General features: G+C 61.0%; 24 protein-coding genes, 1 tRNA gene and 1 pseudogene. 16 read left to right on the top strand and 10 right to left on the bottom strand.

Features of this window, described 5'->3' with window-relative positions; genetic code table 11:
- Positions 1-60: 60 nt before the first annotated feature.
- A complete protein-coding gene (locus ACFWYE_RS30135) occupies positions 61-840 on the bottom strand; it encodes a hypothetical protein (RefSeq protein ID WP_379115690.1) in 780 nt (259 codons plus the stop codon).
- Between the two features lie 173 nt (positions 841-1,013).
- On the opposite strand from ACFWYE_RS30135, the gene ACFWYE_RS30130 reads away from it, so the two are divergent.
- The 5 genes from ACFWYE_RS30130 (at position 1,014) to ACFWYE_RS30110 (ending at position 6,638) form a co-directional block, all read left to right on the top strand.
- Positions 1,014-2,288 (top strand): hypothetical protein, encoded by a 1,275-nt coding sequence (locus tag ACFWYE_RS30130; protein ID WP_379115689.1) that lies wholly within the window; start codon positions 1,014-1,016, stop codon positions 2,286-2,288.
- A 217-nt stretch (positions 2,289-2,505) separates the two neighbouring features.
- Positions 2,506-3,051: a hypothetical protein gene (locus ACFWYE_RS30125; protein ID WP_379115688.1), complete on the top strand. Its 546-nt coding sequence runs from the start codon at positions 2,506-2,508 to the stop codon at positions 3,049-3,051.
- On the top strand, positions 3,017-5,041 hold the full coding sequence (locus ACFWYE_RS30120) for a UvrD-helicase domain-containing protein (RefSeq protein ID WP_379115687.1): 2,025 nt from the start codon (positions 3,017-3,019) through the stop codon (positions 5,039-5,041). The genes ACFWYE_RS30125 and ACFWYE_RS30120 overlap by 35 nt, the downstream gene beginning before the upstream one ends.
- Before the next feature lie 4 nt (positions 5,042-5,045).
- On the top strand, positions 5,046-5,495 hold the full coding sequence (locus tag ACFWYE_RS30115; protein WP_379115686.1) for a hypothetical protein: 450 nt from the start codon (positions 5,046-5,048) through the stop codon (positions 5,493-5,495).
- Positions 5,496-5,729: 234 nt separating this feature from the next.
- The gene (locus ACFWYE_RS30110; protein WP_379115685.1) at positions 5,730-6,638 is read left to right on the top strand and encodes a hypothetical protein; all 909 of its coding nucleotides are present in this window, start codon (positions 5,730-5,732) and stop codon (positions 6,636-6,638) included.
- A 40-nt stretch (positions 6,639-6,678) separates the two neighbouring features.
- On the opposite strand, the gene pdeM is transcribed toward ACFWYE_RS30110, so the two are convergent.
- Together pdeM and ACFWYE_RS30100 are read right to left on the bottom strand one after the other, a co-directional pair.
- Positions 6,679-7,395, bottom strand: coding sequence for a ligase-associated DNA damage response endonuclease PdeM (gene pdeM, locus ACFWYE_RS30105; RefSeq protein WP_379115684.1), 717 nt, complete (start codon positions 7,393-7,395; stop codon positions 6,679-6,681).
- A gap of 333 nt (positions 7,396-7,728) precedes the next feature.
- The gene (locus ACFWYE_RS30100) at positions 7,729-10,257 is read right to left on the bottom strand and encodes a ligase-associated DNA damage response DEXH box helicase (protein WP_379115683.1); all 2,529 of its coding nucleotides are present in this window, start codon (positions 10,255-10,257) and stop codon (positions 7,729-7,731) included.
- Positions 10,258-10,988: 731 nt separating this feature from the next.
- Between ACFWYE_RS30100 and ACFWYE_RS30095 the strand changes: the two genes are divergently transcribed.
- The gene (locus tag ACFWYE_RS30095; protein WP_379115682.1) at positions 10,989-11,342 is read left to right on the top strand and encodes an endonuclease domain-containing protein; all 354 of its coding nucleotides are present in this window, start codon (positions 10,989-10,991) and stop codon (positions 11,340-11,342) included.
- A gap of 201 nt (positions 11,343-11,543) precedes the next feature.
- Here the strand turns inward: ACFWYE_RS30095 and ACFWYE_RS30090 are convergent, their stop codons facing one another.
- The 3 genes from ACFWYE_RS30090 to ACFWYE_RS30080 all read right to left on the bottom strand — a co-directional run bounded on the left by ACFWYE_RS30090 (position 11,544) and on the right by ACFWYE_RS30080 (position 15,041).
- Positions 11,544-12,032, bottom strand: coding sequence for an ABZJ_00895 family protein (locus ACFWYE_RS30090; protein WP_379115681.1), 489 nt, complete (start codon positions 12,030-12,032; stop codon positions 11,544-11,546).
- A gap of 548 nt (positions 12,033-12,580) precedes the next feature.
- Complete coding sequence (locus ACFWYE_RS30085) at positions 12,581-13,498, bottom strand: LD-carboxypeptidase (protein WP_379115680.1); 918 nt, start codon at positions 13,496-13,498, stop codon at positions 12,581-12,583.
- A 631-nt stretch (positions 13,499-14,129) separates the two neighbouring features.
- A complete protein-coding gene (locus tag ACFWYE_RS30080) occupies positions 14,130-15,041 on the bottom strand; it encodes a methyltransferase domain-containing protein (RefSeq protein WP_379115679.1) in 912 nt (303 codons plus the stop codon).
- A gap of 967 nt (positions 15,042-16,008) precedes the next feature.
- On the opposite strand from ACFWYE_RS30080, the gene ACFWYE_RS30075 reads away from it, so the two are divergent.
- The 4 genes from ACFWYE_RS30075 to ACFWYE_RS30060 all read left to right on the top strand — a co-directional run bounded on the left by ACFWYE_RS30075 (position 16,009) and on the right by ACFWYE_RS30060 (position 19,407).
- Positions 16,009-17,019: a ligase-associated DNA damage response exonuclease gene (locus ACFWYE_RS30075; protein ID WP_379115678.1), complete on the top strand. Its 1,011-nt coding sequence runs from the start codon at positions 16,009-16,011 to the stop codon at positions 17,017-17,019.
- Positions 17,016-18,611, top strand: coding sequence for a cisplatin damage response ATP-dependent DNA ligase (locus tag ACFWYE_RS30070; RefSeq protein WP_379115677.1), 1,596 nt, complete (start codon positions 17,016-17,018; stop codon positions 18,609-18,611). The genes ACFWYE_RS30075 and ACFWYE_RS30070 overlap by 4 nt, the downstream gene beginning before the upstream one ends.
- 148 nt (positions 18,612-18,759) lie before the next feature.
- Positions 18,760-18,975, top strand: coding sequence for a hypothetical protein (locus tag ACFWYE_RS30065; RefSeq protein ID WP_379115676.1), 216 nt, complete (start codon positions 18,760-18,762; stop codon positions 18,973-18,975).
- Positions 18,976-19,053: 78 nt separating this feature from the next.
- On the top strand, positions 19,054-19,407 hold the full coding sequence (locus ACFWYE_RS30060; protein ID WP_379115675.1) for a hypothetical protein: 354 nt from the start codon (positions 19,054-19,056) through the stop codon (positions 19,405-19,407).
- A 153-nt stretch (positions 19,408-19,560) separates the two neighbouring features.
- Here ACFWYE_RS30060 and ACFWYE_RS30055 read toward each other — a convergent pair whose 3' ends face one another.
- From ACFWYE_RS30055 to ACFWYE_RS30045, 3 genes and pseudogenes are all read right to left on the bottom strand, one after another.
- Positions 19,561-19,647 carry a hypothetical protein gene (locus ACFWYE_RS30055; RefSeq protein WP_379115703.1) on the bottom strand — a complete coding sequence of 29 codons (87 nt, stop codon included), beginning with the start codon at positions 19,645-19,647 and terminating at the stop codon, positions 19,561-19,563.
- 86 nt (positions 19,648-19,733) lie between these two features.
- Positions 19,734-19,868, bottom strand: a pseudogene (locus tag ACFWYE_RS30050) (endonuclease domain-containing protein); the annotation flags it as partial.
- A 215-nt stretch (positions 19,869-20,083) separates the two neighbouring features.
- Entirely contained in the window at positions 20,084-21,187 is a 1,104-nt protein-coding gene (locus ACFWYE_RS30045; RefSeq protein ID WP_379115674.1) for a hypothetical protein, read from the bottom strand.
- 443 nt (positions 21,188-21,630) lie between these two features.
- Here ACFWYE_RS30045 and ACFWYE_RS30040 point away from each other — a divergent pair, with 443 nt between their 5' ends.
- The 5 genes from ACFWYE_RS30040 (at position 21,631) to ACFWYE_RS30020 (ending at position 25,337) form a co-directional block, all read left to right on the top strand.
- Positions 21,631-22,578, top strand: a complete 948-nt coding sequence (locus tag ACFWYE_RS30040) for an NAD(P)H-dependent flavin oxidoreductase (RefSeq protein WP_379115673.1) — start codon at positions 21,631-21,633, stop codon at positions 22,576-22,578.
- 368 nt (positions 22,579-22,946) lie between these two features.
- Positions 22,947-23,022, top strand: a tRNA-Thr gene (locus ACFWYE_RS30035).
- Positions 23,023-23,372: 350 nt separating this feature from the next.
- Positions 23,373-24,161, top strand: coding sequence for a hypothetical protein (locus tag ACFWYE_RS30030; RefSeq protein WP_379115672.1), 789 nt, complete (start codon positions 23,373-23,375; stop codon positions 24,159-24,161).
- On the top strand, positions 24,154-24,684 hold the full coding sequence (locus ACFWYE_RS30025; protein WP_379115670.1) for a hypothetical protein: 531 nt from the start codon (positions 24,154-24,156) through the stop codon (positions 24,682-24,684). Before ACFWYE_RS30030 ends, ACFWYE_RS30025 begins: the two co-directional genes overlap by 8 nt.
- The gene (locus ACFWYE_RS30020) at positions 24,681-25,337 is read left to right on the top strand and encodes a hypothetical protein (RefSeq protein WP_379115668.1); all 657 of its coding nucleotides are present in this window, start codon (positions 24,681-24,683) and stop codon (positions 25,335-25,337) included. Before ACFWYE_RS30025 ends, ACFWYE_RS30020 begins: the two co-directional genes overlap by 4 nt.
- A 75-nt stretch (positions 25,338-25,412) precedes the next feature.
- On the opposite strand, the gene ACFWYE_RS30015 is transcribed toward ACFWYE_RS30020, so the two are convergent.
- Positions 25,413-25,652, bottom strand: a complete 240-nt coding sequence (locus tag ACFWYE_RS30015) for a hypothetical protein (RefSeq protein ID WP_379115667.1) — start codon at positions 25,650-25,652, stop codon at positions 25,413-25,415.
- 154 nt (positions 25,653-25,806) lie between these two features.
- On the opposite strand from ACFWYE_RS30015, the gene ACFWYE_RS30010 reads away from it, so the two are divergent.
- Positions 25,807-26,436, top strand: coding sequence for a hypothetical protein (locus ACFWYE_RS30010; protein ID WP_379115666.1), 630 nt, complete (start codon positions 25,807-25,809; stop codon positions 26,434-26,436).
- Positions 26,437-26,516 lie beyond the last annotated feature (80 nt).

Genomic DNA, 26,516 nt, shown 5'->3' with positions numbered 1-26,516 from the left:
ATAGCTGCCACTAGGCCTGACCTTCACGGCTTAATGCCAGCAACTGCTTGTGGGTTTGTCTCAGTTACCGAGAAGCGCGGTGTCGCGTCCACCACGAAGATGCTGCCGAATTACGCTGGCAATGTCCCATCGGCCTTCCGCTTCCAACGTACCAGCCACCTGCTCAAGAAGATATGCGCCGCCGTTGACTATCGCAGCGTTGATTAGCGCGCGGACGACAGCTTCTAGCTCTCCGGTTAGCTGTGGCAAGGCGCGCATCGTCCCGACCAACTCGTCGTGGTGACCAATCAACTTTGGAATACTTGGTGCTACGAGTCTCGTTGTCTTGGGCTTGTCCTTGACTCGTTTGCGCGCTTCCTTTGCCTCTTTCGGCGTCACCTCGATGTCAATCGTTTCGGTCCCAGCATCGGAGGTAATGGTCTTCCTCATGCGGATGGTGCTGTGCGTCTCTTCCGAGGCTTTTGCCATCGCCGCAACAGACCGATCCACACTGTCATCGAACGCAGCGAGTTGATTTAGCGGAACCGGCGCAGGCTTCGGCTTGAAGCCTTGGCGCAGTTTCTTCGCGAACGATGCGAGGTCTTGCGTCGCCTTCACCACCGCAGCCGTGCCTTTGATCCATCCGCCTGCACTGGTGGCGATATCGGCTAGCCATATCCAGGTCGAACCGAGTTCGAGGCGGGCAAGTACCAGCTCTCTACCGGTCATACGTCTGTAGTCAGCGTCTAATGCCTTGAGGACTGCTGCAACTTGAGCTGCACTCATAGGCCCACCGTTGTCGAACGAGATCAACAACAGCCGATCATCGTCCGAATTCTTCCTGAAATCGAAATCTGCCATGCAGCCCCCCACCGAGAAGAAAAACTATATTGAAGATGGAATAAATCAACACATACATCTTGTTTTCTAATGCTTTTTACAGATCGAGGTGTGGATACTAGTGCTTCTTCAATGTTCCGCTGGCGAACGAGGTGAATGCCGTCGTACTAAAGCATTGAGCTGGGAGACATCTGATGCGCACTGAACCTGCACGAAAGAAAACGGATCGGACGCTTCCCAAGGCTTCGCGCAAGCCGCGACGGCAGGGCGTAAATCAGCCTGCTTGCCTCGACATCGGCGCGTGGCGTGCTGCTACCCGGCAGGAAGTCGTGAAATGGATTACGCGTGATAGGAAGCCTGAAAAGAAGAAAGGCGCAGCCATTCTAGCAGTTAGATCACGGCTCAGGCCGGTGGACATCTACTGCTATCTGAAAGCTCGCTTTGGCGAGCCCAACGGTTTTCAGAATTTCCTGCGCAAGGATGACAGCGATAACTGGATACACTGGGACTACAGCCTCAAGGCGGGCAAGACCGACTTGTACATTTCCGGCATGTCGCGCGAGATACACATTATGGCCGGCGAGATGCTAACGCACCAACAGTGGCGAGATCTTATTGTCGGCATCAGGACGGATTATGGACGGATCGGTCCACAGAAGTCCGCTGTGCTGCAAAGCCTGGAAAAATTCGTCGTCTTTGAGAACAAGTTTGTGAGTATTGCCGGCCTGTGTGCCGATTTGCACGCAGCTATTCTCGATGCTCCGGCAAAGGCCGCTTTTCCCAAAAGATCGCCGGCTGCAAGATCGCGGTTGAAGACTTTGGAAAAAGCCATGCAAGACGTGTCCTCACGCGCGAACGACCTGTTTGGTAACTGCCTAAAACTTCATCTGCTGATGCCAGTAATGGCGGAAGCCTTCATCAACATGGTGATCCTCATGTTCACGCGTGATGCAATCCGCAATGACCCGGATGCCTATCAGGCTTTTATCCGAGCCAAGATTCCGGATCGTCTCGCGCTGCTCAGTCAGCATTGTGATGGTTTTGCTCGCGATGTTGACAAAAGCACGCAAGCCTATGCGCATTTTATGCGCGTCATCGACAAGAGAAATTTCGCATTGCACGGCAATGTCGATCCGATGCGCGAGCAGATCGAGGTGGTTTATTTTGATGGTAGACGCCCCCTCTTCAATACGCCAGGAAACCATGTCGAGAGGTTCTTCGAACATCTCGAAGCGATCTATCGGCCCGAAGAGGTCGTGACCAATTACGAAGCTGTTCACGCATTTCTGTGGGAAATTACGGAGTGCCTAAATCCCCGCACGCAGGCATTCTTCAAACAGGTCATTGGTGATGCTTATCCCGGGTTCGAAGTTCACAAGAAACGGGCCACACGCATTCTGCCCGATCACGTAATGATGGGCATGTTACCGGATTTGCTCTACGACGATGACCTCAACGTCGAATGGTGACGAGCGCGGCAAAAGCAGGGCACTGAATTCGTGGGGTCGTCGATACCACCACCACAGCGTTCGAGCCACGCAAGCCCAAGCTGGCCGACCTTTAGCGGCCGGGTCATACTATTAAATTCCCATGACTTTCTGCCTTTGACCACATGGCCAATGGAGAGATAGTGCGGGGCCGGAAGCCGAATGGCGGCTTTCAGGCGTCTACAAGGATCAGACGCAAATGGCGTATGACGAAGGGGAGCACATCAAGGAGGTCTTCGCCTATTTCGGTCGGGCATATTACGAAGCGGGCGTGCTGGAAACCGGGCTAGCGATTGCGCTGATGCAGATCAATTTCCTCAGCCGCGTCCGCGATCAATATTTGGCTGATCGGGGATCCTTTGATCGGAAACAATATGAGGCTGAATTCGATCGCTTTATGGAAGATCAACACGCGCAGACGCTAGGCAACCTTATTAAGCGCGTTTCGGAATTGCCCGAACTTAGTAACAGCCTAAAAGAAAGACTCAAGGCCGCTAAGAAACGCAGGGATTTTCTTGGCCATCACTACTTCAGGGAAAGGGCAGTCGAGTTCAGCAGTCGCAACGGTCGCGACAAGATGATAGCAGAGCTGCACGATGACGGCGATATATTTGAAGTGATCGATCGCGACCTTTATGCTGAATTAGCCTCTATCCGTGAGAAGCTTGGAATGAGTAGCGAGAAGTTCCAAAAATATCTCGCGCAGTTTTATGCTGCACACGGCGTCGGCTCTTTGGCGGATTAGCCATTGCAGCCAAAGTGGGCAAAGATTTTTGGGGGGAAGAATGCCTTGGTTTGAAGGGTTAGCAATAGGAAGTCCTGCCTATCAGATAGCATCGTCAACGAATCTCCGTGTACGGGTAGTGGCAGGTCCCGGCACAGGCAAATCATTCGCGATGAAACGCCGGGTGGCACGGCTCTTGGAACAAGGAATCGCGCCAGCGTCGATTCTGCCGGTCACGTTTACTCGTGTCGCCGCAGAAGACCTCCATCGTGAGCTAGTTAACATGGACGTGGCAGGTAGCAACGGATTGACGGGTGTTACGCTCCACAGTCTCGCCATGCGTATGCTGATGCGGAATCACGTGCTTGGTGCAACCGGCCGGGTGCCAAGACCGCTTAACGAATTTGAACTGGAACCACTCATTTGCGACTTGATGGGCGCACATGGAGGAAAGAGGACGGTAAAGAAGTTCAAGCAAGCGTATGAGGCGGCTTGGGCTCGACTGCAGCATGAACAGCCAGGATATGTCCTCGATCCCGCAGACGCCGCGTTTCAACAGGACCTACTAAATTGGCTCCGCTTTCATCGCGCCATGCTCATCGGCGAGGTGATCCCACAGCTATACCAGTACCTTCGGAACAACCCAGCAGCGCAAGAACGCAGCGAGTTTCAGCACATATTGGTTGACGAGTATCAGGACCTCAACCGGGCAGAACAATCGGTCATCGAGCTGCTTTCCAATAACTCATACGTCTGCATTGTCGGTGATGATGACCAATCGATTTACAGCTTCAAGCACGCTCATCCGGACGGAATTCGCGAATGGCTTGTTGCAAATGCTGGCGCGGATGATCTTGGGCTAGATGATTGTCGCCGCTGCCCGACCCGCGTCGTTCAAATGGCCAATAGCCTAATCGGCCACAACCAAATCAGACCAGTCCCTCGCGCGCTGGTCCCGCTGCCTGTCAATGGGCTGGGCGATGTCCGGATTATTCAATATCAGTCGCTCTCAAATGAGGTGAACGGCGTCGCAAACATCATCGCGGCGATGGTTGCGAACGGTACGCCAGCCGGCGATATATTGGTACTTGCGCAGCGTGGCGTGATCGGAACGCCAATCTATGAGGCGCTTGTCGCCCGACAGATTCCAGTGAGGTCCTATTATGCGGAAGCAGAACTTGACACCTTGGAAGCTCGCCGCGCGTTCGCAAAGCTGAAACTCCTTATAGACAGAGACGACCGTGTCGCTCTGCGATGGCTGGTGGGCATTGATGGCAATAATTGGCATGCGGCAGGCTATCGTCGTGTGCGCGATCACTGCGAGGCTACCGGTCTGACGCCGTGGCAGGCGCTAGAGCAGATCGCGGCTGGAAACCTTTCTTTGTCTCATACTGGCGGGATCGTCGTCGCCTTCAATGACCTCGTAGCAGAGCTTAATGCGTTGGAGGCGCTCCCGGGCCTAGCGTCTGTCGTCAATGAGCTATTCCCCAATGGGCAGATTCCAACACGCGACATCCGGCAACTGTCGCTCGACATTCTTGCCGAAATGGACATGGAAGAAGGCATTGAAGGTGAGGAGATCAACGGCGAATTCCTGTCGCGGCTTCAAGAAGCGATAAACCAGCCCGACATCCCTTCGGAAATCCAAGATGTGAGGATCATGAGCCTTCACAAGAGCAAGGGGCTTAGCGCGCCTGTCACAATCATCGCAGGCTGCATTCAAGGCTTGCTCCCAAAGCTGCCCGAAAACGCACTCCCAGCTGCACAGCAAGCTGTAGAAATGGAAGAGCAACGGCGACTATTCTATGTTGGCATCACGCGAGTAAAAGCAGCTCCAAATGCTGGCAAACCCGGCACGTTGATCTTGACCTACTCACAGACTATGCCATTGGCATCCGCCCTTGGCGCAGGCATCGCGCCAGCGCAGACGCGATATGGCATCGCGTCTCTTCATGCGAGCCAATTTATCGCCGAGCTGGGTCAGGCAGCGCCACACCCAATCGCGGGCTAGGACATTGGCGACACGCGATGAACTCTATGCAAAGTTCGGCATAACGGCGGAAGCCGCACAGCTATTCGAGGTTGAACTCGGCTCGCTACTTCTCTGCGCCCGCGCGATTGAACAGGATTGGGGGTTCAAAGCCGACTCCGACAAGGCGCGGAAGCTCCTTCACGACATCGACCGGAGTACGCTGGGCCACCTGCTTCGCAGCTTGAAAAAATGTGTAGAGCTTGATGATCGACTGGCTGATCGCTTCGCGTCCGCATTGCAAACGCGGAACAGGCTGTTTCATCGCTTCTATGAATCCCACAACTTCAAAATCCAGACCGACGAAGGACGCGATGCGATGATGGCTGACCTTGAGGCAATGCACGTCGAGCTTTTCAACGCATGGCAGATCGCCAGCGGCATGACCGCTTCGGTGACAGCATTCTTGCTCGAAGTAAGAAGAAAGGGAGCTTAGCCGCCGAGTCGATCTATGGCGTATATTCGTCCGCGAGATACGCTTCTCTCTGGGGGCAAAGTCTACCTGAATTGACGGCGCAAAGCCGATGATGTCCAACCGTTCAGCCGCCCCTCGAAATATCAGAGTAAAAACGCATTGCATCCGCTCAACTTCCCGCTTTTCAGGCACCGCGAACCCGCCATAGGATATTCGTACCTGCGCGAGGAAACGGCTGAGAACGAAGGGGAGCAAATGGCGGAGACGGCAACGCAATGCGACAACATGTTCGGCAATAAACTCTACCAGATTCGCGCACGAAGCGCTTTGCCGATTCTGGTGCGGCAAGCTGCATCGGGGTATCCGATCTATTATGAAGCATTGGCTTCTGAGCTCTCGATGCCGAACCCTCGCAACCTCAACTACGTGCTGGGCAGCATCGGCACAACGCTGAATGAGTTGTCGGGCAAGCACGGTTGGGGAAAGATACCACATATCCAGTCGCTGACGATCAACCAACAACGCCGGCTTCCAGGGGAAGGATTCGAAGGCTTCCTTGCAGAGAAGACCAGTGAATATCGCAATCTCTCGCTAGCGAACAAGCGCGCCTATCTCGCCGCCTATTGGCATGAAATCTACGCTTACCCCTATTGGGCCGATATCCTCGAAACGTGCGAACTAAGTCCTGCCTCACCGGACGCCCGCGATATCGTCACGGAGGCCAAGATTGGAATGAGCGGCGGTGGTGGTGAAGGCGAAGAACATCGACGCCTCAAAGCCTGGGTGGCGAATAGCCCTGAGCTCGTGGGACTTCCTGTGACCGCAGGGGTAACCAAGGAAGCGCCTTTGCCCTCTGGCGACAAGATCGATGTGTTGTTTCACACCACGAGTAGGCTCGTCGCTGTCGAGGTCAAGTCGAGCATCTCTAACGAGGTCGATCTGACGCGCGGGCTATTTCAATGTGTAAAGTATCGCTCCGTTATGGAAGCCGAGCGCGGTTTCTGCGGAGCGCGGCACTCGGTTGAAGCACTACTCGTGGTCGGGCGGAGCTTCCCAGCCGCCCTGCGCGCTTTGCAGAACAGTCTGGGCGTCCAAGTTGTGGAGCTACTTGGTGAGCATCCCGTGAACCGCACAGCTGGTTTCGGGAAGCCGTTGGTCTACTAGGACTACCGAGATGGCGGCGCAAGCTGCCGTACCTTCTCTCTCACCCCGGCCGCAGCATCGCCCCCGAAATCGCAAACACCCGCTCCGCCCCCAGCATATACGCCATCAGCGTTTCGCGCCTGAACAGCCCCTGATAGGCCCGATCCAATACATTGAGCGAGCCGGTGTAGGCGCCGAAGGCGGGCATGATGAGGCGGCCGCCGTCGCCGGCGAAGCAGCGACGGCGGACGGAGCGGCCGCGCTGGACGATGCGGGCGCAGGGGTGCAAATGGCCGGCGATCTCGCCTTCGATGCGCTGCCGTGACGGTTCGTGGCGGAACAGCACGGTGCCGACGGCGAGTTGCAGCACCGTCTCACCCGGCAAGTCGGCCGGGGCTTCCGGGTCATGGTTGCCGGCGATCCAGAACCAGTCGCGCCCGGCCATCAGCCCTTCCAGCCGCCGGCGGAACTCGGGACGCAGGCGCTCGGCGCCCTGGCCGTCATGGAAGGAATCGCCGAGGCTGACGACGATTTTAGGCTGATAGTCGGCGATCACCGCTTCCAGGCGGGCCAAGGTGGCGACGGTGTCGTAAGGCGGGATCAGCGCGCCGCGGCGGGCGAAGGACGAGCCCTTTTCGAGATGCAGGTCGGAGACGGCGAGCAGGCCAAGGTCGGGGAAGAACAGCACACCGCGCGCATCGCACAACGCACGCTCGCCGGCGACCGTTACCGGTTCGCCGCCGATGGCCGTTGCTGCGCGTGCCGCCGAGAAATTCATTGGGGCCAGGACCTCTTAATCTGGTCGAAATGGTGTGAGGCCATCTGGCTGGATACAGCGCATGGACCCGAAAAGTTGCAGACTTTTCGGACAAGGCCATACGCTACTTTTGAATTTGCATTTTCCGATTGGAAAATGCGGGAAAGCGAGGGCGAAGGAAGCCTGAGGGCTTTCAAGTCCCTCGCGACGACGTAGGCGGGCAGATGGACCACATCCGAAGGACGCCGAAACGGCTGCGACCTGCGGCGTCGAACTCCTCGGCCGATGGAACCCCATCGACCTTCGGACTTCTCCTGGCATCTCTTTGCCGTTTCAGGCGCCATTTCGATCATATTAAGTGGTCCTGGCCCCCGCTCCCATTGCCTCTTCGACCAGATCGGCCGCTTCCATCAGCAGCGATTCATTGGCGCCGCCATTCACCGATTCCTTGCCGATCTCCAGCATCACCGGCACGGCCAGCGGCGAGATGCGGTCCAGCACCTTATGCACGATTCGGCCGCGCACACGCGAGAGCAGCAGGCCAAGCCTGCTGACATCGAGCAGGCCGGTGGCGGCATCGTTGCGGGTGGCCTGCAGCAGGATGTGGTCGGGCTCGTGGCTGCGCAGCACGTCGTAGATCAGGTCGGCCGAGACGGTGACCTGGCGGCCGGTCTTTTCCTGGCCGGGGAAACGCTTCTCGATCAGCCCGGCGATGACGGCGCAGTTGCGGAAGGTGCGCTTCAGCATCCAGCTGTCGTTCAGCCAGGCGTCGAGATCGTCGCCCAGCATGTCCTCATCGAACAGTTCGGCGAGCGACGGGCTTTTCGCCCTGAACAGCGCGCCCATGTCGTCCAGCGCCCACACGGCCAGCGAATAGTCGGTGGCGACGAAACCGAGCGGGCGGGCGTTGGCGCGCTCCAGCCGGCGGGTCAGCAGCATGCCGAGCGTCTGGTGCGCCAGCCGGCCCTCGAACGGGTAGCACACCATGTAGTGGCGGCTGCCCTTGGGAAAGGTCTCGACCAGCATGTCGCCCTTCTTCGGCAGCACCGAACGTAGCTTCTGCATGGCAAGCCATTCGGCGACCTGTTCGGGCAGGTTCTGCCACCGCGCCGGGTCGGCCAGCATGGCGCGCACCTGCTCGGCAAGATAGGTGGAGAGCGGGAACTTGCCGCCGGCATAGCTCGGCACGATGATGTTGGCGCCGCTGCCGTTGGAGACGATGCATTCGTTCTCGCGGATGCCCTCGAAATGCAGAACCTTGCCGGCAAACAGGAAGTTGTCACCCGGCCGCAGGGTCTCGGCGAAATACTCCTCGATCTTGCCGAGCACCGGGCCGCCGCGCCCGGCCATGCCGCGGCCCTGGCGTACATAACGCACATTGAGCTCCGGCATCTCGACGATGGTGCCGACGTTGAGGCGATACTGCTGGGCGATGCGCGGATGGGTGACGCGCCACAGGCCCTCTTTGGTCCGGCGGATGCGGGCGTAGCGTTCGTAGCTCTTCAGCGCATAGCCGCCGGTGGCGACGAAATCGACGACGCGGTCGAAGGTTTCGCGGGCCAGTTCCGCATAGGGCGCGGCGGTGCGGATCTCGGCATAGAGCAGGTCGGCGTCGAAGGGGGCGGCACAGGCCGAGCCCAGCACGTGCTGGGCCAGCACGTCCAGCGTGCCGGCAAGCAGCGGCGGCGTGTCCTGCGCGCCAAGATAGTTGGCGTCGAGGGCGGCACGGCATTCCAGCACCTCGAAGCGGTTGGCGGGGATGAGGATCGCCTTGGAGGGCTCGTCCATGCGGTGGTTGGCGCGGCCGATGCGCTGGGCAAGGCGGCTGGCGCCTTTCGGCGCGCCGACATGGACGACGAGATCGACATCGCCCCAGTCGATGCCGAGGTCGAGCGTCGAGGTGGCGACGATGGCGCGCAGCGCGTTGTCGGCCATGGCCTGCTCGACGCGGCGGCGCTGGCCGACCTCGAGCGAGCCGTGATGCAGCGCGATCGGCAGCGCATCCTCATTGGCGCGCCACAGCTCCTGGAACAGCAGCTCGGCCTGGCTGCGCGTGTTGACGAACAGCAGCGTCATTTTATGCCGGCGGATCGCCTCGTAGATCTCGGGGATGGCGTAGCGCGCCGAATGGCCGGACCACGGCACCCGCTCGCGGGAATCGAGGATGGCGATATCCGGCTTGGCGCCGCCGGCGACGGTGATGAGGCCGGCCATGGGGGCTGCTCCGGGTGTCTGCGGCACCAGCCAGCGGCGCAGCTCGTCGGGCTCGGCGACGGTGGCGGAGAGGCCTATGGCCGTGAGGTCCGGCACGAAGCTGCGCAGCCGCGCCAGCCCGAGCGCCAGAAGATGGCCGCGCTTGGAGGTGACCAGCGAATGCAGCTCGTCGAGCACGATGTAGCGCAGGTCCTCGAAGAAGCGGTCGGCGCCGTTGGAAGCGATGAGCAGCGCCAGCTGTTCGGGCGTGGTCAGCAGGATGTCGGGCGGCGCCAGCTTCTGGCGCTGGCGCTTGTGGGCGGGCGTGTCGCCGGTGCGGGTCTCGATGGAGATGGGCAGGCCGATCTCCTCGACCGGCTTGCCGAGATTGCGCTCGATGTCGACGGCCAGCGCCTTCAGCGGCGAGATGTAAAGCGTGTGCACGCCGCGCGGCCGCTCGCCAGGCCGGCGCCTCGGGCGGCTGGCCAGCTCGGTCAGCGACGGCAGGAAGCCGGCCAGCGTCTTGCCGGCGCCGGTCGGCGCGATCAAGAGCATGGAGCGGCCGGCATGGGCATTGGCCAGCAATTCCAGCTGATGCGGACGCGGCGCCCAGCCCTTGGCCGCGAACCAGCGGGTGAAGGGTTCGGGCAGCAGGCTGTCGTCGGCGATGAGGCGCGGTTTGGCGGTCACCGGCAAGACCTAGCGCGGGCGCGGGCGCAGGCCAAGCGGAATCTGGAACAAAAGGGGATCGGTTTTGGGGTGGGGGACAGAGCGCGGCGCCACTTATCTCCCCCCTTGCGGGGGAGAAAGCGATTTCAGCATCTTAGCGAGCATGCCCGAAGGGCTGCGGAGCTAAGTGCTAGAAATCGCAAGAGAGGGGGTGAGAGCCTGGTTCGCCGCAGGCGAATTGAAAGGTCCAGTGGACCTTTCAAAAAGGCTCGAACGCCCGAGGCCATAGCTGAGGGCCGGGGCCGGCACGCCGCTGACAATCAGCGTTCAGAACAACAGCTCACTTGCGAACCGCTCAGCTGAAGATCCCCTCTCTTGGATTTTCTACGACTTAGACTGCGCTGCCCTACGGGCATGCTCGCTAAGATCGTGAAAATCCTTTCTCCCCCGCAAGGGGGGAGATAGAGGCGCCGCGCCAGGCGCAAGGCCAAGAAAGGGGATCGTCTTTGGTGGACGGGATTGTGTAGGTTGAACACTACCGTAGCGGACAAGCGCGGCGGCTTATCTCCCCCCTTGCGGGGGGTGAGAGCCTGGTTCGCCGCAGGTGAATTCAAAGGTCCAGTGGACCTTTGAAAGGGCTCGAACGCCCGAGGCCATAGCCGAGGGCCGGGCGATTTCAGCAGCTTAGTGAGCATGCCCGAAGGGCAGCGGAGCTAAGTGCTAGAAATCGCAAGAGAGGGGATTTGCCGGCAATGCGTCAGCCAGTTACACCTTCGAGCCGTGGCTTTGCCCGTTCGATGCGCTCCGATGCAACGAAAGCCGAGAACCTGCTTTGGCAATCGCTGCGCAACCGCCAGCTCGATGGATTAAAGTTCAAGCGACAGGTTCCGCTCGACGGGTACATTCTCGACTTCGTCTGTTACGAGGCTCAGCTGATCATCGAGGTGGATGGCAGCCAGCATGCGGATTGGCAGCGAGACGTTTTGCGTGATCGGCATTTCGAAGGACAGGGTTTTCGCGTCCTTCGTTTCTGGAATGACGAGGTGGAGATAAACACCAACGCTGTATGCTTGGCGATCCTGCAAGTGGCCAACGCTCGCTGCTGAAAATCCCCTCTCTTGCGATTTCTAGCACTTAGCTGTGCCGCCCTAACGGGCGTGCTCGCTAAGATGCTGAAATCGCCCGGCCCTCGGCTATGGCCTCGGGCGTTCGAGCCCTTTCAAAGATCCACTGGACCTTTGAATTCGCCTGCGGCGAACCAGGCTCTCACCCCCCGCAAGGGGGAGATAGCGCGCGCCTGTGCTTGCCTATTTCCTGGTGTTCAGCCGCTTCAGCGCGCCGCGGGCGAGGAAGCCGGCGGAGGCGAAGATGATGACGAAGGTCAGTGCGAAGACCAGCGCGGCCAGAACGGCGAAGGTGAGCGTGGGCGAGGCGTTGCCGACGGTCAGTTCGCGGATGACGTCCTTCAGCGCATCATGTTCGCCGGCGAGGTCCAGCAGCAGGGCCGACAGCGCCTGCAGTGCCGCCGTCACGACGACCGCGACGACGGCGCCCAGCGTGGCGAGGCTCAGCCGCTCCGACGACAGCGGCGCGCGCCGGGTGTCGGTGACGAACTTCTGCATGACGAAGGCCAGGCTCGCCATGATGACGATGATGCCCATCGCCGCCGGCGTCTCGAAGCGCAGCACGGTCGTCAGCACGGCGACGACGACCTGGCAGAACAGCATCATCAACCCGAACAGCAGCGCGTATTTCAACATGCCGGTCGGCGCGGCGGTGTCGCTGGAAAAGGTCATGGTCGTCCCTCGAAAATCCGGTGCTGAAAAATCTGCAATCCCCGACCGGCTCCTAGCCGATGCAACCAAATGCCACAAGCGGGGCTTGGGCGGCGGCCGCCCTTATCTCCTCTCTTGCGGGGGGGTGAGAGCCTGGTTCGCCTGAGGTCACGGGAAAGGTCAGTGGATCCGCGAGACCACAGCCGAGGGCCGGGGCCTCTTATCTCCCCCCATGCGGGGGAGAAAGGATTTTCACGATCTTAGCGAGCACGCCCGTTAGGGCGGCACAGCTAAGTCGTAGAAAATCCAAGAGAGGGGATATTCAGCTGAGACGCTTCGCGGGTGAGAGCTTTCTGCCCTCGAGCAGGGCAGCTTGAAAAGCAGATTGCCAATACGGGCGGCACCGCCCTTCGCGGTGCCGCCCCCGTCGCCCGCCGCTCGCGTGCGTCACGGCGACAAATCCCCTCTCTTGCGATTTCTAGCACTTAGACTGCGCCGCCCTGCGGGCGTGCTCGCTAAGATGCTGAAATCGCTTTCTCCCCCACAAGGGGGGAGATAAAAGGCGCTCTTCACCGCATGGCGGCCGCTACCGACAGCGTTCCGTCGGAGGCATCCAGCACCGCTTGCGTTCCGACCGGCACGGCGACGGGGTTGTCGCCATGGCCGAAAGGCAGGCCGCCCAGGATGGGCACGGCAAGATGAGCCAGGCGTTCGCGCAGCAGCTCCACCACCGTCACCCCTTTGGAACTGGCGAAGCCGGTGAACTGACCGACCGCGACCCCGGCGACGCCGTCGAGCGCGCCGGATTTCAGCAGCCGGGTCAGGTTGCGGTCGACATGCCCCAGCCCCTTGTCGACGTCCTCGAGCAGCAGGATGGCGCCCTGCAGGCTCGGCAAGGTCCAGCCCGCCGCCGTCGCGATCATGTCGAGGTTGCCGCCGAGCAGGATGCCTTCGGCGCGGCCCGCGGTGGTCAATGCCGATGTCGGCTCGCGCGGCTCGCAATGGATGGTGGCCGCCTCGGTCGTCAGCAGCGCGCGCAGGAAGGACTGTTCGGCACGCTCGCCATGCTGGCCGGCACTCCAGCAGGCGCCATGGATGCCGGGGACGCCGGCGCCGCCCCACATCGCCAGATGCAGGATGGTGATCTCGCTGAAGCCGACCAGCGGCTTGGGGTCGGCGCGCAGGGCGGCAAGGTCGAGCCCGTCGGCGATGCGGTAGGCGCCCTTGCCGCCACGCGTGGCGACGACCGCCCGCACCGCACTGTCGCGCAGCGCGTCGTTGAGATCGCCGAGCCGGTCCTCGTCGCGGCCGGCAAGATAACCATAGCGGTCGAAGACGTGCCGGCCGAGCTGAACCCGCAGGCCGTTGCGCTCGAGCACGGCCACCGCCTCACCGACAGCCTGCTCGTCCGGCGTGCTGGCGGGCGAAACGAGACGCACCGCATCGCCGGGGCGGAGCACGTGGGGACGGAGCGGGGCAGATTTCAAGTCAGTGTTCTCAATCGTTGTCGCACAGGCGTAACGTGCCGCGCGTTTCCGGCAAATCCCCTCTCTTGCGATTTCCAATATCTGGACTGTGCGGGTCGCCCCTATCCCCCTTGCGGGGGGTGAGAGCCTGGTTCGCCGCAGGCGAATTGAAAGGTCCAGTGGACCTTTCAAAAAGACTCGAACGCCCGAGGCCATAGCCCGAGGGCCGGGTAGCGGCGCCTCTTATCTCCCCCCTTGCGGGGGAGAAAGGATTTTCACGATCTTAGCGAGCACGCCCGCAGGGCGGCACAGCTAAGTCGTAGAAAATCCAAGAGAGGGGATTTGCAGCTGAGGGGCTTCTTGAGTGAGCCCCTCTTTTCCGAAGAGATGAGAGAAGCAGATTGCTGGCGTTGTGCCGGCAAATCCCCTCTCTTGCGATTTCTAGCACTTAGCCTGCGCCGCCCTAAAGGGCGTGCTCGTCTAAGATGCTGAAATCGCCCGGCCCTCGGCTATGGCCTCGGGCGTTCGAGCCTTTTGAAAGGTCCACTGGACCTTTCAATTCGCCTGCGGCGAACCAGGCCTCTCACCCCCCGCAAGGGGGAGATATCAGCACCGCGCCCTCGATCTGGAAAGATCCGAGCCAATGACGGGACTATCGCCTCGCCACCACGATCAGCCCCGCGACCGGTTCGCGGCGGTCCTGGCGGATGACGCGCTGTTCGAGCGAGAGCACGGAAAAACCGTTCCCGGCGAGCACGGCGCGGACATAGGGTTCGGAGTGGGCATAGCGGCGCGACGGCTGCAGGGCGAAGCCGCCGGCTGCATCCAGCTTCTCGACCGAGAAGGCGAACAGGCCATCGACGCCGAGCAGGCCGGCGACGGTGGCGACGATGGTTTCCAGCGCGCCGACATACATGAAGACATCGGCCGCCGTGACGAGATCGGGTGCGGTGCCCGTGTAGGCGAACTGCTGCAGGTCGGCCTTGCCGAGATGATCGTAGATGCCCTTGCGCTCGGCCTTGCGCAGCATCTCGGCGGAGATGTCGAAGCCTTCGAGGCGTTCGGCGATCGGGCGCAGCCTCTCGCCCATCAGGCCGGTGCCGCAGCCGAGATCGAGCGCGAGGCGGAAGCGGCGCCCGGCCCCGGGCACGGCGCGGATCGCTTCATCGAGATATTGCGGCACGCGGTAGCCGAGCTTTTCGACCAGTGCGGTGTCGAAGTTCGGCGCATACTGGTCGAACAGCGCCTCGACAAAGGCACTCGGCGGCGCTGAAGCCGGCGGCGCCTTGCCGATCAGCGCCAGCTTCAGCGCCGAACCCGGCCGGTCGGCGGGGTCGAGCTTCAGCGCCATCGTCCAGGCCAGTGCCGCGGCTTCCAGATCGCCGGCCGCCTCCTGCATTTCGCCGAGCCGGAACCAGCCGAGCGCCCAGTCGGGAGCAAGCTCCACCGCGCCCAGCATCAGCTCGGCGGCATCAGCATAGTCCTGCGAGGCGAACAGCGCCTCCGCGTAGTCGGCGCGGCGGTCGGCAAGCAGGTCGCCCGACGAAGCGGGTAGCGGTTTCATGAAGAGATCTCCGGCGCGCTTCGATCGTGAACCCGGAGAAAGGGGCGAGGAAGCGACGGGTTCACGCCCTAGCTGGAGAGTGGTGGCACGCGCAAGCCCCCTTGTCTGGTGGCACACCTCCCGCAAGGCGAACTGCACGACGACCCTGAGCCCTCGCGAAGCGAGCTGCACGAGGGTCCTCATCCTGAGGTGCTCGCGAAGCGAGCCTCGAAGGACGCACCTGCCGCCGTTTTGGTGCGTCCTTCGAGGCTCGCCGGGCAAGGGACCGAGTTGTGCTTTCGGCTGATGTGCGGGCGAGCACCTCAGGATGAGGGCCGTTGTGCAAGACGCCTTCATTCTGCAACGCCGAAGAATTGCCCCGCACCCGCGTCCTCCTCCGACCGGGAAGATCGCGAACGGACGTGCGAGGACACCGGAAACGGTTTTCGCCGCGAAGCTGCACAACGGTCCTCATCCTGAGCCCTCGCGAAGCGAGCTGCACGGCGGCCCTCATCCTGAGGTGCTCGCGAAGCGAGCCTCGAAGGACGCAACTGCCGCCGTTTTGGTGCGTCCTTCGAGGCTCGCCGGCAAGGGACCGAGCTGTGCTTTCAGCTGATGTGCGGCCGAGCACCTCAGGATGAGGGCCGTTGTGCAAGGCGCCTTCATTCTGCAACGCCGAAGAATTGCCCCGCATCCGCGTCCTCCACCGACCGGGAAGATCGCGAACGGACGTGCGAGGACTCCGGAAACAGTTTTCGCCGCGAAGCTGCGCAACGGTCCTCATCCTGAGCCCTCGCGAAGCGAGCTGCACGGTGGTCCTCATCCTGAGCCTTCGCGAAGTGAGCTGCACAACGGTCCTCATCCTGAGGTGCTCACGAAGTGAGCCTCGAAGGACGCACCTGCAATCCCGCCGGCCTCCTGACAAATCTGGCAGCAGCCTTGTCAGGAGCATCTTTCATCCGGCGGGCGATGACCTATCCTGAAGACCATGCGCCCAAGCGACCTGCTCTGCTCCCGCCCCCAGGGGCTCTATTGCCCGCCCGGCGATTTCTTCATCGATCCGGTCAGTGCGGTCGACCGCGCGCTGATCACGCATGGCCATTCCGACCATGCCCGCTCCGGCCACCGCTCGGTGCTGGCGACGCGCGAGACGCTCGACATCATGGCGCTGCGCTATGGCGCGGATTTCGCCGGCACCACGCAGGCCGCCCGGCTCGGCGAGACGATCAGCCTGAACGGCGTAAGCGTCTCCTTCCACCCGGCCGGCCATGTGCTGGGCTCGGCGCAGATCGCGGTGCGCCACAACGGGCTGACCATCGTCGCCTCCGGCGACTACAAGCGCCAGCCCGACCCGACCTGCGCCGCCTTCGAGGTGGTGCCGTGCGATGTCTTCATCACCGAGGCGACCTTCGCGCTGCCGGTGTTCCGGCATCCGCCGGCGCAGGACGAGATCGGCAAGCTGCTGCGCTCGGTCGAGCAGTTTCCCGAACGCTCGCATCTGGTCGGCGCCTATGCGCTGGGCAAGGCGCAGCGGGTGATGCGGCTGTTGCGCGACGCCGGCTACGACCGGCCGATCTACATCCATGGCGCGATGGCGAAGATCTCCGACTACTACCAGGGCCAGGGCATCGATCTCGGCCAGCTGGAGCCGGCCACGGTGGAGAGCGGCAGCAAAACCGACTTTGCCGGCGCTGTCGTCATCGGCCCGCCGTCGACCTTTGCCGACCGCTGGGCACGGCGCTTCCCCGACCCGGTCTCCTCCTTCGCGTCGGGCTGGATGCGCATCCGCCAGCGCGCCAAACAGGGCGGCGTCGAGCTGCCGCTGATCATCTCCGACCATGGTGACTGGGACGAGCTGGGCGCGACGATCCGGGAGACCGGCGCAACCGAGATCTGGGTCACGCATGGCCGCGAGGAAGCGCTGGTGCGCTGGTGCGAGCTGGAAGGGCTGACGGCAAAACCACTGCACCTCATCGGTTACGAGGACGAGGGGCAATGAACCGCTTCGCCGAACTGCTCGACCGGCTGGTGCTGACGCCTTCGCGCAACGGCAAGCTGAAACTGCTGACCGACCATTTCCGCAGCGTCGAGGACCCGGACCGCGGCTATGCGCTGGCGGCGATCACGGGTGATCTTTCCATCGCGGCGGTGAAGCCCGCCATGCTGCGCGCGCTGGTGACCGAGCGCATGGACCCGGTGCTGTTCGGCTATTCCTACGACTATGTCGGCGATCTCGCCGAAACCGTCTCGCTGGTGTGGCCGGCCGATCCGGCCGCGCGCGCCAACCATGTGCCGACGCTCGGCGAGGTGGTGGCGCGGCTGCAGGCGGCCAGCCGTTCCGACGGGCGGCAAGTGCTGGCGCGCCTGCTCGACAGCGCCGGCATCTCGGCGCGCTTCGCCATCATCAAGCTGGTCACCGGCGGCCTGCGCATCGGCGTCTCGGCCCGGCTCGCCAAGCAGGCGGTGGCCGATCTCGGACCGGTCGACGTCAGCGAGATCGAGGAGCTGTGGCACGGGCTGACGCCGCCCTATGCCGAGCTGTTCGCCTGGCTGGAAGGCAAGGCCGGCAAACCGGAACGCGCTGCCAAGGCGCTGTTCCGTCCCGTCATGCTGGCGCATCCGGTCGAGGACAGGGATTTCGAGAAGCTGGAGCCCGCCGGCTACGCCGCCGAATGGAAATGGGACGGCATCCGCGTGCAGGCGGCATCCGAAGGTGGGGTGCGCCGGCTCTATTCGCGCACCGGCGAGGATGTCGCCGGCGCCTTCCCGGACCTCACCGATGCGATCGACTTCGAGGCGGTGCTGGACGGCGAACTGCTGGTCGGCTCGCCCGGCGCCACCGGCACGTTCTCCGACCTGCAACAGCGGCTGAACCGCAAGAGCGTGTCGCCCAAGATCCAGGCGCAGTATCCCGCCTTCATGCGCTGCTACGACCTGCTGCAGCTCGGCGAGGAAGACCTGCGCGGCCTGCCCTTGCGCGAACGGCGCACCCGGCTGGAAGCCTTCATCCGGACGGTCGATCCGACCCGCTTCGACCTGTCGCCGCTGGTGGCGTTCGAAAGCTGGGCGGATCTCGAAGTGAGCCGCAGCAACCCGCCGCATCCGATCATCGAAGGCGTGATGCTGAAGCGTTGGGATTCGCCCTATGTCGCCGGCCGCCCGAAAGGTCCGTGGTTCAAGTGGAAACGCGATCCGCACACGGTGGACGCAGTGCTGATGTACGCCCAGCGCGGCCATGGCAAGCGCTCCTCCTTCTATTCCGACTACACCTTCGGCGTCTGGTCGGGGCCGGAAGGCGCGGAAGAGCTGGTGCCGGTCGGCAAGGCCTATTTCGGCTTCACCGACGAGGAACTGAAGAGAATAGACAAATATGTGCGCGACAACACCATCGAGCGCTTCGGCCCGGTGCGCTCGGTGCGCGCCGACCGCACCGCCGGCCTGGTGCTGGAAGTCGCCTTCGAGGGCCTCAACCGCTCGACCCGCCACAAATCCGGCGTCGCCATGCGCTTCCCCCGCATCTCGCGCCTGCGCTGGGACAAGCCGACGGCGGAAGCCGACCGCATCGAGACGCTGCAGGCACTGCTGGATTGAGGCCTCTCCTGACTATGGGACGCGGGCACGCGCTATCTCCCCCCTTGTGGGGGAGATAGAGGCGCCGCGCCTCCGCGACCCAAGGCAACAGGCTGGCTTCTGCTGGCCGAATTCCGGTATGTTCACCGGACAGTGGACGGAGGAGCAGATGCCGGAGCAATCGCGCATCCGATTGAATGCAGACCAGAGGCGCGCCGGAAAGGCGGCGCAGATAGCCGAATTCGTCTCGGCCATCGGCCGCAAGTCCAGCGACCGCCATGGCATGGACCCCAATGACCGGCACTTCGATCCGGACTTCAGCAGGCAGTTGCGGCGCATGCCGCCTGAAGACTTCGACCGCCTGCTTCGCGAGGATGAGGACTGATCGGCTGAGCTGATCGGAGTGCGGATGGCCAGATGCGTCCAGTGCTGAAATGGCCATGAGGATTGGAGGTTCACTGTCTTGAGTGTCTTTGGATTCAGCAAGACCGGGAAGGTCTGGGGTCTGAACCGCGGCATCACCATGCGTATGATCGACTGGTGGATCGACCGGGCCGGCCCCCGTCCCTATCTCCTCGAGATCAGGCAGAGCTACGACCACGGCTACAACCATGGCGACCTGACCAAGGTCGCGGACAGCGACAAGGCCGAATTGCGCGATCTGGTGCAGTCGATGCTGGATGCCGGCTACGAGAACAAGCTGGTAGCAGATGCCACGCAGGTGCCGCGCGTGCGCGAAAGCCTGATCGAACTTCACGGGCTGCTCAACGGCGAACTGGAAGGCACACCCTTTCATCAGAGTGCCGGAAGCGCCTGACACGAGACGCTGGAGTGGTGCAGGATTGAGGCTTCTCCTGCGGGCACGCGCTATCTCCCCCCTTGCGGGGGAGAAAGCGATTTCAGCATCTTAGACGAGCACGCCCGCAGGGCGGCGCAGGCTAAGTGCTAGAAATCGCAAGAGAGGGGATATTCAGCCGCGCCCCTTCGCAGCCTGCCGAACCGCCAAACACACCGCGTCGATATTTTTCTCCACCTCGTCATTCCAGAAACGAAGGATGCCAAAGCCCTGTCCTTCGAAATGCCGGCGCGGACACCGTCCTGTTGCGAATCTGCATGCTGGCTGCCATCGACTTCGACGATCAGCTTTACCTCGAAACAGGCAAGGTCAAGGATGTAGCCGTCGAGCGGAACCTGTCGCTTGAATTTCAATCGATCGAGCTGACGGTTGCGCAGCGCTTGCCAAAGAATGTTCTCGGCCTTCGTCGCGTCGGCTCGCATCGAACGGGCAAAGCCACGGCGTGAGGGCGTAACTGGCTGACGCATTGCCCGGCAAATCCCCTCTCTTGCAATTTCTAGCACTTAGCCTGCGCCGCCCTGCGGGCGTGCTCGTCTAAGATGCTGAAATTGCTTTCTCCCCCGCAAGGGGGGAGATAGGCGCGCCGTCTGCAAACAATGGCAAGAAGCGCGCTCCCGCAAAAGGACCAGGCCGCCTCCTACTCCGTCACCGACACCCGGATCTCGTAGATGTCGACCGACTTGCCCTGCTTGTCGAAGTCGGAGTTGATGGCGATGGTGCCGGCGGAGCCGGGGCGCTTGGCGGGCATCTGCACGTCGAACAGATATTCGTTGCGCTGGTTGCCGACGGCGTAGCGCTTGCGGCCGCAGTCGCCGAGTTCGCCGAAATTGCAGTCGACCGACATCTGCGTTTCCTTGCCGTCCTGGGCGCGGGCGATGATGTCGAACACGGCATGCTTGCCGGCGATCTTCTCGAGCACGCCCTGGCCGACGTCGAAGGAGACGGCCGAGCCGGAAGCGCCGGAGGTGACGCGCACGAAGGCGCCGGAATCGTCCTTCATCACTTCCGCCTTCGCATCCGAAGGCGTGGCGACCTGCGCCGGGTTGGCCGGCGAGAAGACGCTGATCCAGTTGCGGTTCTGCGTCTCGCTGGAGAGCTTCGGCTTGCCGGCCGCGTCCGGCTCATAGTCCTCGTCGGAAACCGTCGGTGTCGGCGACGGCGGCTGGCCGAGCTGTTCGCTGGTCTTGAAGGCGTTGGACTGCATCGCCCACCACAGGCCGATGCCGATCAAAGCAAGGATGGTGACGCCGAAGAACATCGCCGTCAGCGGCAGGCGGCGGCCGATGCGGCGCGGCTTGCGGTCCGGCGAGACCTGCGGCGTGCCGGCAAGGGCGACCTCCGCCGCCGAGGGCGGCAAGGCGCCTTCGGGAATGATGTCGGGCACCACCGGCAGCACGCGCGAGCGCGGCGCGTCCCCGAGCGACGGCTCGACGCGGCCGCCATTCTGGCTGGGCGCGGCCTGGGCCGGTGCAGCGGGCGCACGGTCACCGAGTTCGACCCCAATATCCACATCTGGTGCAACGCCCGGCACCGCCGGCAGGAATTCCGATTCGATCTCGGCGATCTTGGCCTGCATCGCCTTGCGGCGCTTCATCGCCACCTCGACGGTGACGTTCGGATTGGCCAGCAAGGCACGGTCGAGGGCGGCGAAAGCCGAACGGTAGACCCGCTCGCGGAATGCGCGATCGTCGGGGTTGCCTTTTTCGAAGGCGTTGCGGATCGCCTTTTCGATCGGGTCCAAATCGATTTCCTTCCGGGCGGCGGTCACATTTTGCTGATGGTTAGCCGCCGGAACACGATCAATCAACGGTCGGCTGCCGCCATTTGCCCCTAAGCAGCGTCTATTATTCGCATTTTTGCCGCCAACCGTGGCTTTCGGGAAGCAATCTCCGCAGGTTTCCCGTCCCGCCCTGCCAAAATCGATGTCAATTCCGGAGCCGATGGCCGGCGCGCCGCGTGTCCTTCCGAAGGGGCACAGGGCGCTCCAGCGGCTGGTGGCGGCGCATCTTGCGAAGAGCGGCGCGATTTCGCGCCGGTGCGGGATGCCGCGTGTCGTCGCGGAGCTGCGGTATCCGCTGGTGTTACCTCCGGCCCGCGGCAGCTGAGGCGGCAATTGCGTGGGAGGCCTCGTTGCGTTATGAAATTGACGTTTACGGAAACGTCAATTTCAAGGGAGGCTGACGCGTGGCGCTGCCAGACATTCTCACCCGGACCGTCCGCATACCGGTGGTCGGCTCGCCGCTGTTCATCATCTCGCATCCGCCGCTGGTGCTGGCGCAGTGCAAGGCCGGCATCGTCGGTTCGTTTCCGGCGCTGAACGCGCGCCCCGAAGCCCAGCTCGACGACTGGCTGGCCGAGATCACCGAGGAGCTGGCCCGGCACGACGCGGCGCATCCCGAACGGCCCTCGGCCCCCTTCGCCGTCAACCAGATCGTGCACAAGACGAATGGCCGACTGGAGCACGACCTCAGGCTTTGCGTGAAATACAAGGTGCCGGTGGTGATCACCTCGCTGGGTGCGGTCGAGGAAGTGAACCAGGCTGTGCATTCCTATGGCGGCATCGTGCTGCACGACATCATCCATGACCGCCATGCACGCAAGGCCATCGACAAGGGCGCCGACGGGCTGATCGCGGTAGCGGCCGGCGCCGGCGGCCATGCCGGCACGCTGTCGCCTTTCGCGCTGGTACAGGAGATCCGGCAATGGTTCGACGGGCCGCTGCTGTTGTCCGGCGCCATCGCCAATGGCGGTGCGGTGCTGGCGGCGCAGGCGATGGGCGCCGACATGGCCTATATCGGCTCGCCCTTCATCGCCACGGCCGAGGCGCGCGCGACGGACGGCTACAAGCAGATGATCGTCGACTCCAGGGCGGCCGACATCGTCTATTCCAACCTGTTCACCGGCGTGCACGGCAACTACCTGAAGGGCTCGATCCGCGCGCAGGGGATGGACCCGGACAACCTGCCGGTCTCCGACCCCTCCAAGATGGATTTCGGCAGCGCCAAGGCCTGGAAGGAGATCTGGGGCTGCGGCCAGGGCATCGGCGCAGTCGACGGCGTCGTCCCGGCCGCCGAACTGGTCGAGCGGCTGGTGCGCGAATATGAGGCGGCGAAGACCAGGCTGGCGGCCTAGGGGCGCTTTCTTTCTCCCTCTGCGGAAGAAGGTGGCCGAGCCCGGGTGGCGCAGCCACTGTCGCGCGGCCGGATGAGGGGCGCTGGACGGAGCGCGCCCTTATTCGACCCTCACCTGGGAGCAACGCAGATCGCCTGCCCGGCATTTCTTCCAGCACCCCTCATCCGTCCCGTCGCTGCTCCGGCGGCAAAAGCCACCGTTGCCGATCCACCTTCTCCCGCAAGGGGAGAAGGCAACGCCGCCACGGCGCCATCGCCACAACCATCCGCAACCCCACGGCTTTCGCATAAAATCGGCGAAGACCCATCTTGAATTTGCCGGGGCTTGCGGCTATCACGCAGCCATCTTGCGGGCTTCGAGCTCGCCGGGCCGCTTTAGCTCAGTCGGTAGAGCACATCATTCGTAATGATGGGGTCGCGTGTTCGAGTCACGCAAGCGGCACCATTTTCTTTTGAAAAACTCTTTAGAAACAGCCCATTAAGACAAACTGCCTCTCCCCTATCCATTCGGCTATTCACCTTCACTTTTAGCGCAAGGGTCGCTGTTCTAGGAGGTTCCAAATGGGTATAAACCTCAGGCTCCATGCTAAGCATGAAGCGGAACTGTTGGGGGCTATCCGCGCCTCGCACTTTGAAGGTCGTCCTTACCTGAGGGCTACATTAACAGCATAGACGCTTCAGGGCTTTGTTGCTGCTTGGCAGCACTCTTCGTTCGCTATATCCAAGGTGACAACTTGGAATGGGTAGTTTTTGGCAATGTGGAAACCCTTCACGCCCAGACATGCGATCGACACCATGGCGATGGTGGTCACTTTCGCGGAACCGCTCAGCAGCCTCGTATACCGACGTATCATCCGGGATCTTGAACCGAAGACATTTGCAAAAGGTTTGACCGACCGCCAACCAATTCAAGTGTTCTCCGTCAATTTCCATCCGACCAGCTCCCAAGTTCAGCACGCATCCACGAACGGAATGCAGTTTCAGAAGCACTCACTGGTTCACATCAACGACGGATCTGTTGCAAATAAGCTTGTTGAAGAAGTCGTGCTCGACCCACAGCAGAGCATTGTTTACAGAAATATGAATTACTCCAGGTGGGAAAATATTTCTGCGACGTATTGGGACATTTGCTCTGATGCATTAGTCATCATAAGTGAAACCGTGCCAATAAGAACAATTAGGCTTGAGTATCTGGATCGCTTTGTTTTTCATGGCGAAATGCATGCTGCCACGGCGCGTGGGGTCATTAAAGAGGGTTCCGAATTAGTGGCCTCACATATTTTCGATCTGGACGACCTTTGGCATTCACATATTGGAAAGCTGGAGAAAATGGATGGCGAAAATAGGAGGCTCTATCAGGTTAATGCAGATATGGTTGATCTGATCGAAGGCGATGGCGTTTCCAAGCGCTCAATCCAAGTTGTGAGCACCGTAGAGGAACGATATGCCGGAACGGGGAGAGAAGGTGCGACCCTCGGTGATTTGCATGCTGTATTTGACGACCTACATATGCGCGTAAAAGAACTGTTCAAAAGTATCGTTGATAATAAGATGCTTGCGGCGGTAGGGTTGGAAAATGACTGAACGCACATCAATCGCCAAGACTTACATCAGCGTGGCCAACTTTGTACGATCAAGCGCGTTGGTAGCTGGTGAGGTCGTTTGCCCCGTTAATGCGATGCCTAAGGTCATCATCAGCTCTTGCCGCGAGAGTGAACAGGTTACGGCTTTTCGTCACGCGATTGTAAAATTCGAACTGCTTCCTGCGGTAGTTGCCAGGCTCGAGGAATTGCGCGGTCTCGACGAAGATCACGACGGTGAAGGTGCGCTGCCCCCGGTGCAAGAAACGCTGGACACTGCGGTTGGTTTCGTGCGGGCACTCCCATTCTACGCTCCCAATGTGGCAGTGGGATTGTCTCGGGAGGGGTTCGCCATTGCAGAGTTCCACGACGGCGACGAATTTGGGCAGGTGATCTTTCAGCCGGATCGCACCATCGAGGCCTATCACAACAAAAAGGGTAAATCGGTTCTGATCGAAGGTGTGATCGGTGATCAGAAGACATCCGATGAGTTCCATCGCTCATTTGGCTTCCGGTTAGAGGCGTGACGCTCGATTTTTGTGCCGAGTGTGCCAAATTACTTGACGGAACCGCTGACGAAAAGCAGGCGGATCGCGTCGAGGGAGCTTTCCCGCATTGCAAGTGCGAGAATTACCAAGTCGGGAGAGAGTCTCCGGGGCCAGTGGGCTCGCATGAAATCATATACCGGATGGTTGTTAGTCCGGCCTACATTGATTGGAACGCGAAGAAAATCCTTGAAGATTCGTTTCGCAACGCGGCCTCAAATGGCCTCAGCGTATTTCGAGAAATTGCCACCGACGATGATATCACCGCCCTTGCCATTGAGCGCCTGTCCCGCAAATCGACCGCGAAGCCGAAGAGCATACAGGCGATTATCAGGTTGAAGGTCGAAATGGTGCGAGCGCTCAAATCCAACGATGTCGACGGACGACTCTTCTGTGTTTACGACGAAACAGTTCCCCGGCGAGACGCAACGCTTCCTCGCGTCCCAACCCATGTTACTATCTTGCAGAGACTTCCTCAGCCAAAAATTGCTGACCGCAACAGGATGATCAGAGACGGCCACTTCGAATTGTACAAACTCGCAGAAACAGACCTTATGAACATTAATGACTTTCGGGACGGCCTGTTGCTCGACCTCAATAACCGATCCCTGGCCGGCGACTTCATATTGACGTAGCATTGTCGACACGAACGCGAGAGTGGTCGCCGGCAGTTCGCTAACCGGATTGCAAACCAAGCGGCCGCGTTCGACTTAGACTTTGCAACGGGGGCACGATGTTGGCGCATCTTTGAGCACCCGAAAGAGGGAGTCCAGATCGATACCCCGTTCTCTTAGAGCAATCCCAAATCGCTCTTCAATTTCTTCAGGCGTAGCAAGTTCGCCCTCGTAGTCATCTCCGTGGATTTTACACTGCTGTAACAGGCCAGCCTCCAACGCGAAGTTCGTGGTGTGGCTGATGGCCGACAGATATTGATCATAGGTCTTGCTCATCCGAGTCTCTCCAACGAAGGGGAATCGTAGCTGACTCGCATTGTGTGCTAAACAGCAATGAATCGTCTAAAAAGGCCTTCTAGGTGGCATTTCGCGCTGCTATCGTCGCTGTCCGAGCCACGGTCGGTTGATGCAATGAGGCGGGGAGCGGTCGGTGCAGGTAACAGTTCATCTCCCGCAGGAACATCTGCCGAAAGATCATCCGCTAGCTCTGCGTATTAGAGATCGGTTTCTACCAGGTCGTGAACTTCTCACCGTCACAAGGGGCTCGGACGATCTGCCTGTAGCGCAGTGCTATGAGAATGTTCGAAGCGTGGTTGTAACACGCGGAGGCCGTCCCCAATTAGGCTGGTGCCTTTCCCACTTTCCAAACAAGTTTGTTGAAGCACTACACCACGCCGTTTGGGAAGACCCGAACGGAAATCTGGTTGATGTGACCGCTCCGGCCTACCAGACAATGAAAGGGAATGAGATCACCTTCATTCCCGACAACAGTACCGAACTTTCTGCGATCGATCCGCAAGTCCCGTCTTGGTTCATTCAATTGGATGTGAGTTCCGCAACAAAAGGCTACATCCGCGCCACGCGTGAACGGAAGATTTTTGCGAATAGAATTTTAGATATCTTGGCCGCCAGCGACGTGAGGCTGTATCAATCAGCCGGACAAATCGCCACGAGGGATCCAATCCCTTCATCTCTATCGATTTCCGTCCAAGCCCTCCAAAATAGTATAGCAGAGATGGACACCAAACGGCACAGCTACGCCAGTGTCCTTCGCCGGTAGCGGCACCTCGAAATTCCCGGACCGCAGTTTACAAACGCGAGAGGCGCAATTCGACCTGCCGCCAGACTACTTGCCGCCAT

Origin of the sequence: Mesorhizobium sp. NPDC059025, from assembly GCF_042739655.1 — a bacterium.
Classification (GTDB): Bacteria; Pseudomonadota; Alphaproteobacteria; order Rhizobiales; family Rhizobiaceae; genus Mesorhizobium.
This window is presented reverse-complemented; position numbering and strand designations above follow the sequence as displayed.

Coding starts and splice junctions, on each gene's coding strand:
- ACFWYE_RS30135 (WP_379115690.1), bottom strand. CDS start 840: ATGGCAGATTTCGATTTCAGGAAGAATTCGGACGATGATCGGCTGTTG.
- ACFWYE_RS30130 (WP_379115689.1), top strand. CDS start 1,014: ATGCGCACTGAACCTGCACGAAAGAAAACGGATCGGACGCTTCCCAAG.
- ACFWYE_RS30125 (WP_379115688.1), top strand. CDS start 2,506: ATGGCGTATGACGAAGGGGAGCACATCAAGGAGGTCTTCGCCTATTTC.
- ACFWYE_RS30120 (WP_379115687.1), top strand. CDS start 3,017: ATGCTGCACACGGCGTCGGCTCTTTGGCGGATTAGCCATTGCAGCCAA.
- ACFWYE_RS30110 (WP_379115685.1), top strand. CDS start 5,730: ATGGCGGAGACGGCAACGCAATGCGACAACATGTTCGGCAATAAACTC.
- pdeM (WP_379115684.1), bottom strand. CDS start 7,395: ATGAATTTCTCGGCGGCACGCGCAGCAACGGCCATCGGCGGCGAACCG.
- ACFWYE_RS30095 (WP_379115682.1), top strand. CDS start 10,989: ATGCGTCAGCCAGTTACACCTTCGAGCCGTGGCTTTGCCCGTTCGATG.
- ACFWYE_RS30090 (WP_379115681.1), bottom strand. CDS start 12,032: ATGACCTTTTCCAGCGACACCGCCGCGCCGACCGGCATGTTGAAATAC.
- ACFWYE_RS30080 (WP_379115679.1), bottom strand. CDS start 15,041: ATGAAACCGCTACCCGCTTCGTCGGGCGACCTGCTTGCCGACCGCCGC.
- ACFWYE_RS30075 (WP_379115678.1), top strand. CDS start 16,009: ATGCGCCCAAGCGACCTGCTCTGCTCCCGCCCCCAGGGGCTCTATTGC.
- ACFWYE_RS30070 (WP_379115677.1), top strand. CDS start 17,016: ATGAACCGCTTCGCCGAACTGCTCGACCGGCTGGTGCTGACGCCTTCG.
- ACFWYE_RS30065 (WP_379115676.1), top strand. CDS start 18,760: ATGCCGGAGCAATCGCGCATCCGATTGAATGCAGACCAGAGGCGCGCC.
- ACFWYE_RS30030 (WP_379115672.1), top strand. CDS start 23,373: ATGGCGATGGTGGTCACTTTCGCGGAACCGCTCAGCAGCCTCGTATAC.
- ACFWYE_RS30025 (WP_379115670.1), top strand. CDS start 24,154: ATGACTGAACGCACATCAATCGCCAAGACTTACATCAGCGTGGCCAAC.
- ACFWYE_RS30015 (WP_379115667.1), bottom strand. CDS start 25,652: ATGAGCAAGACCTATGATCAATATCTGTCGGCCATCAGCCACACCACG.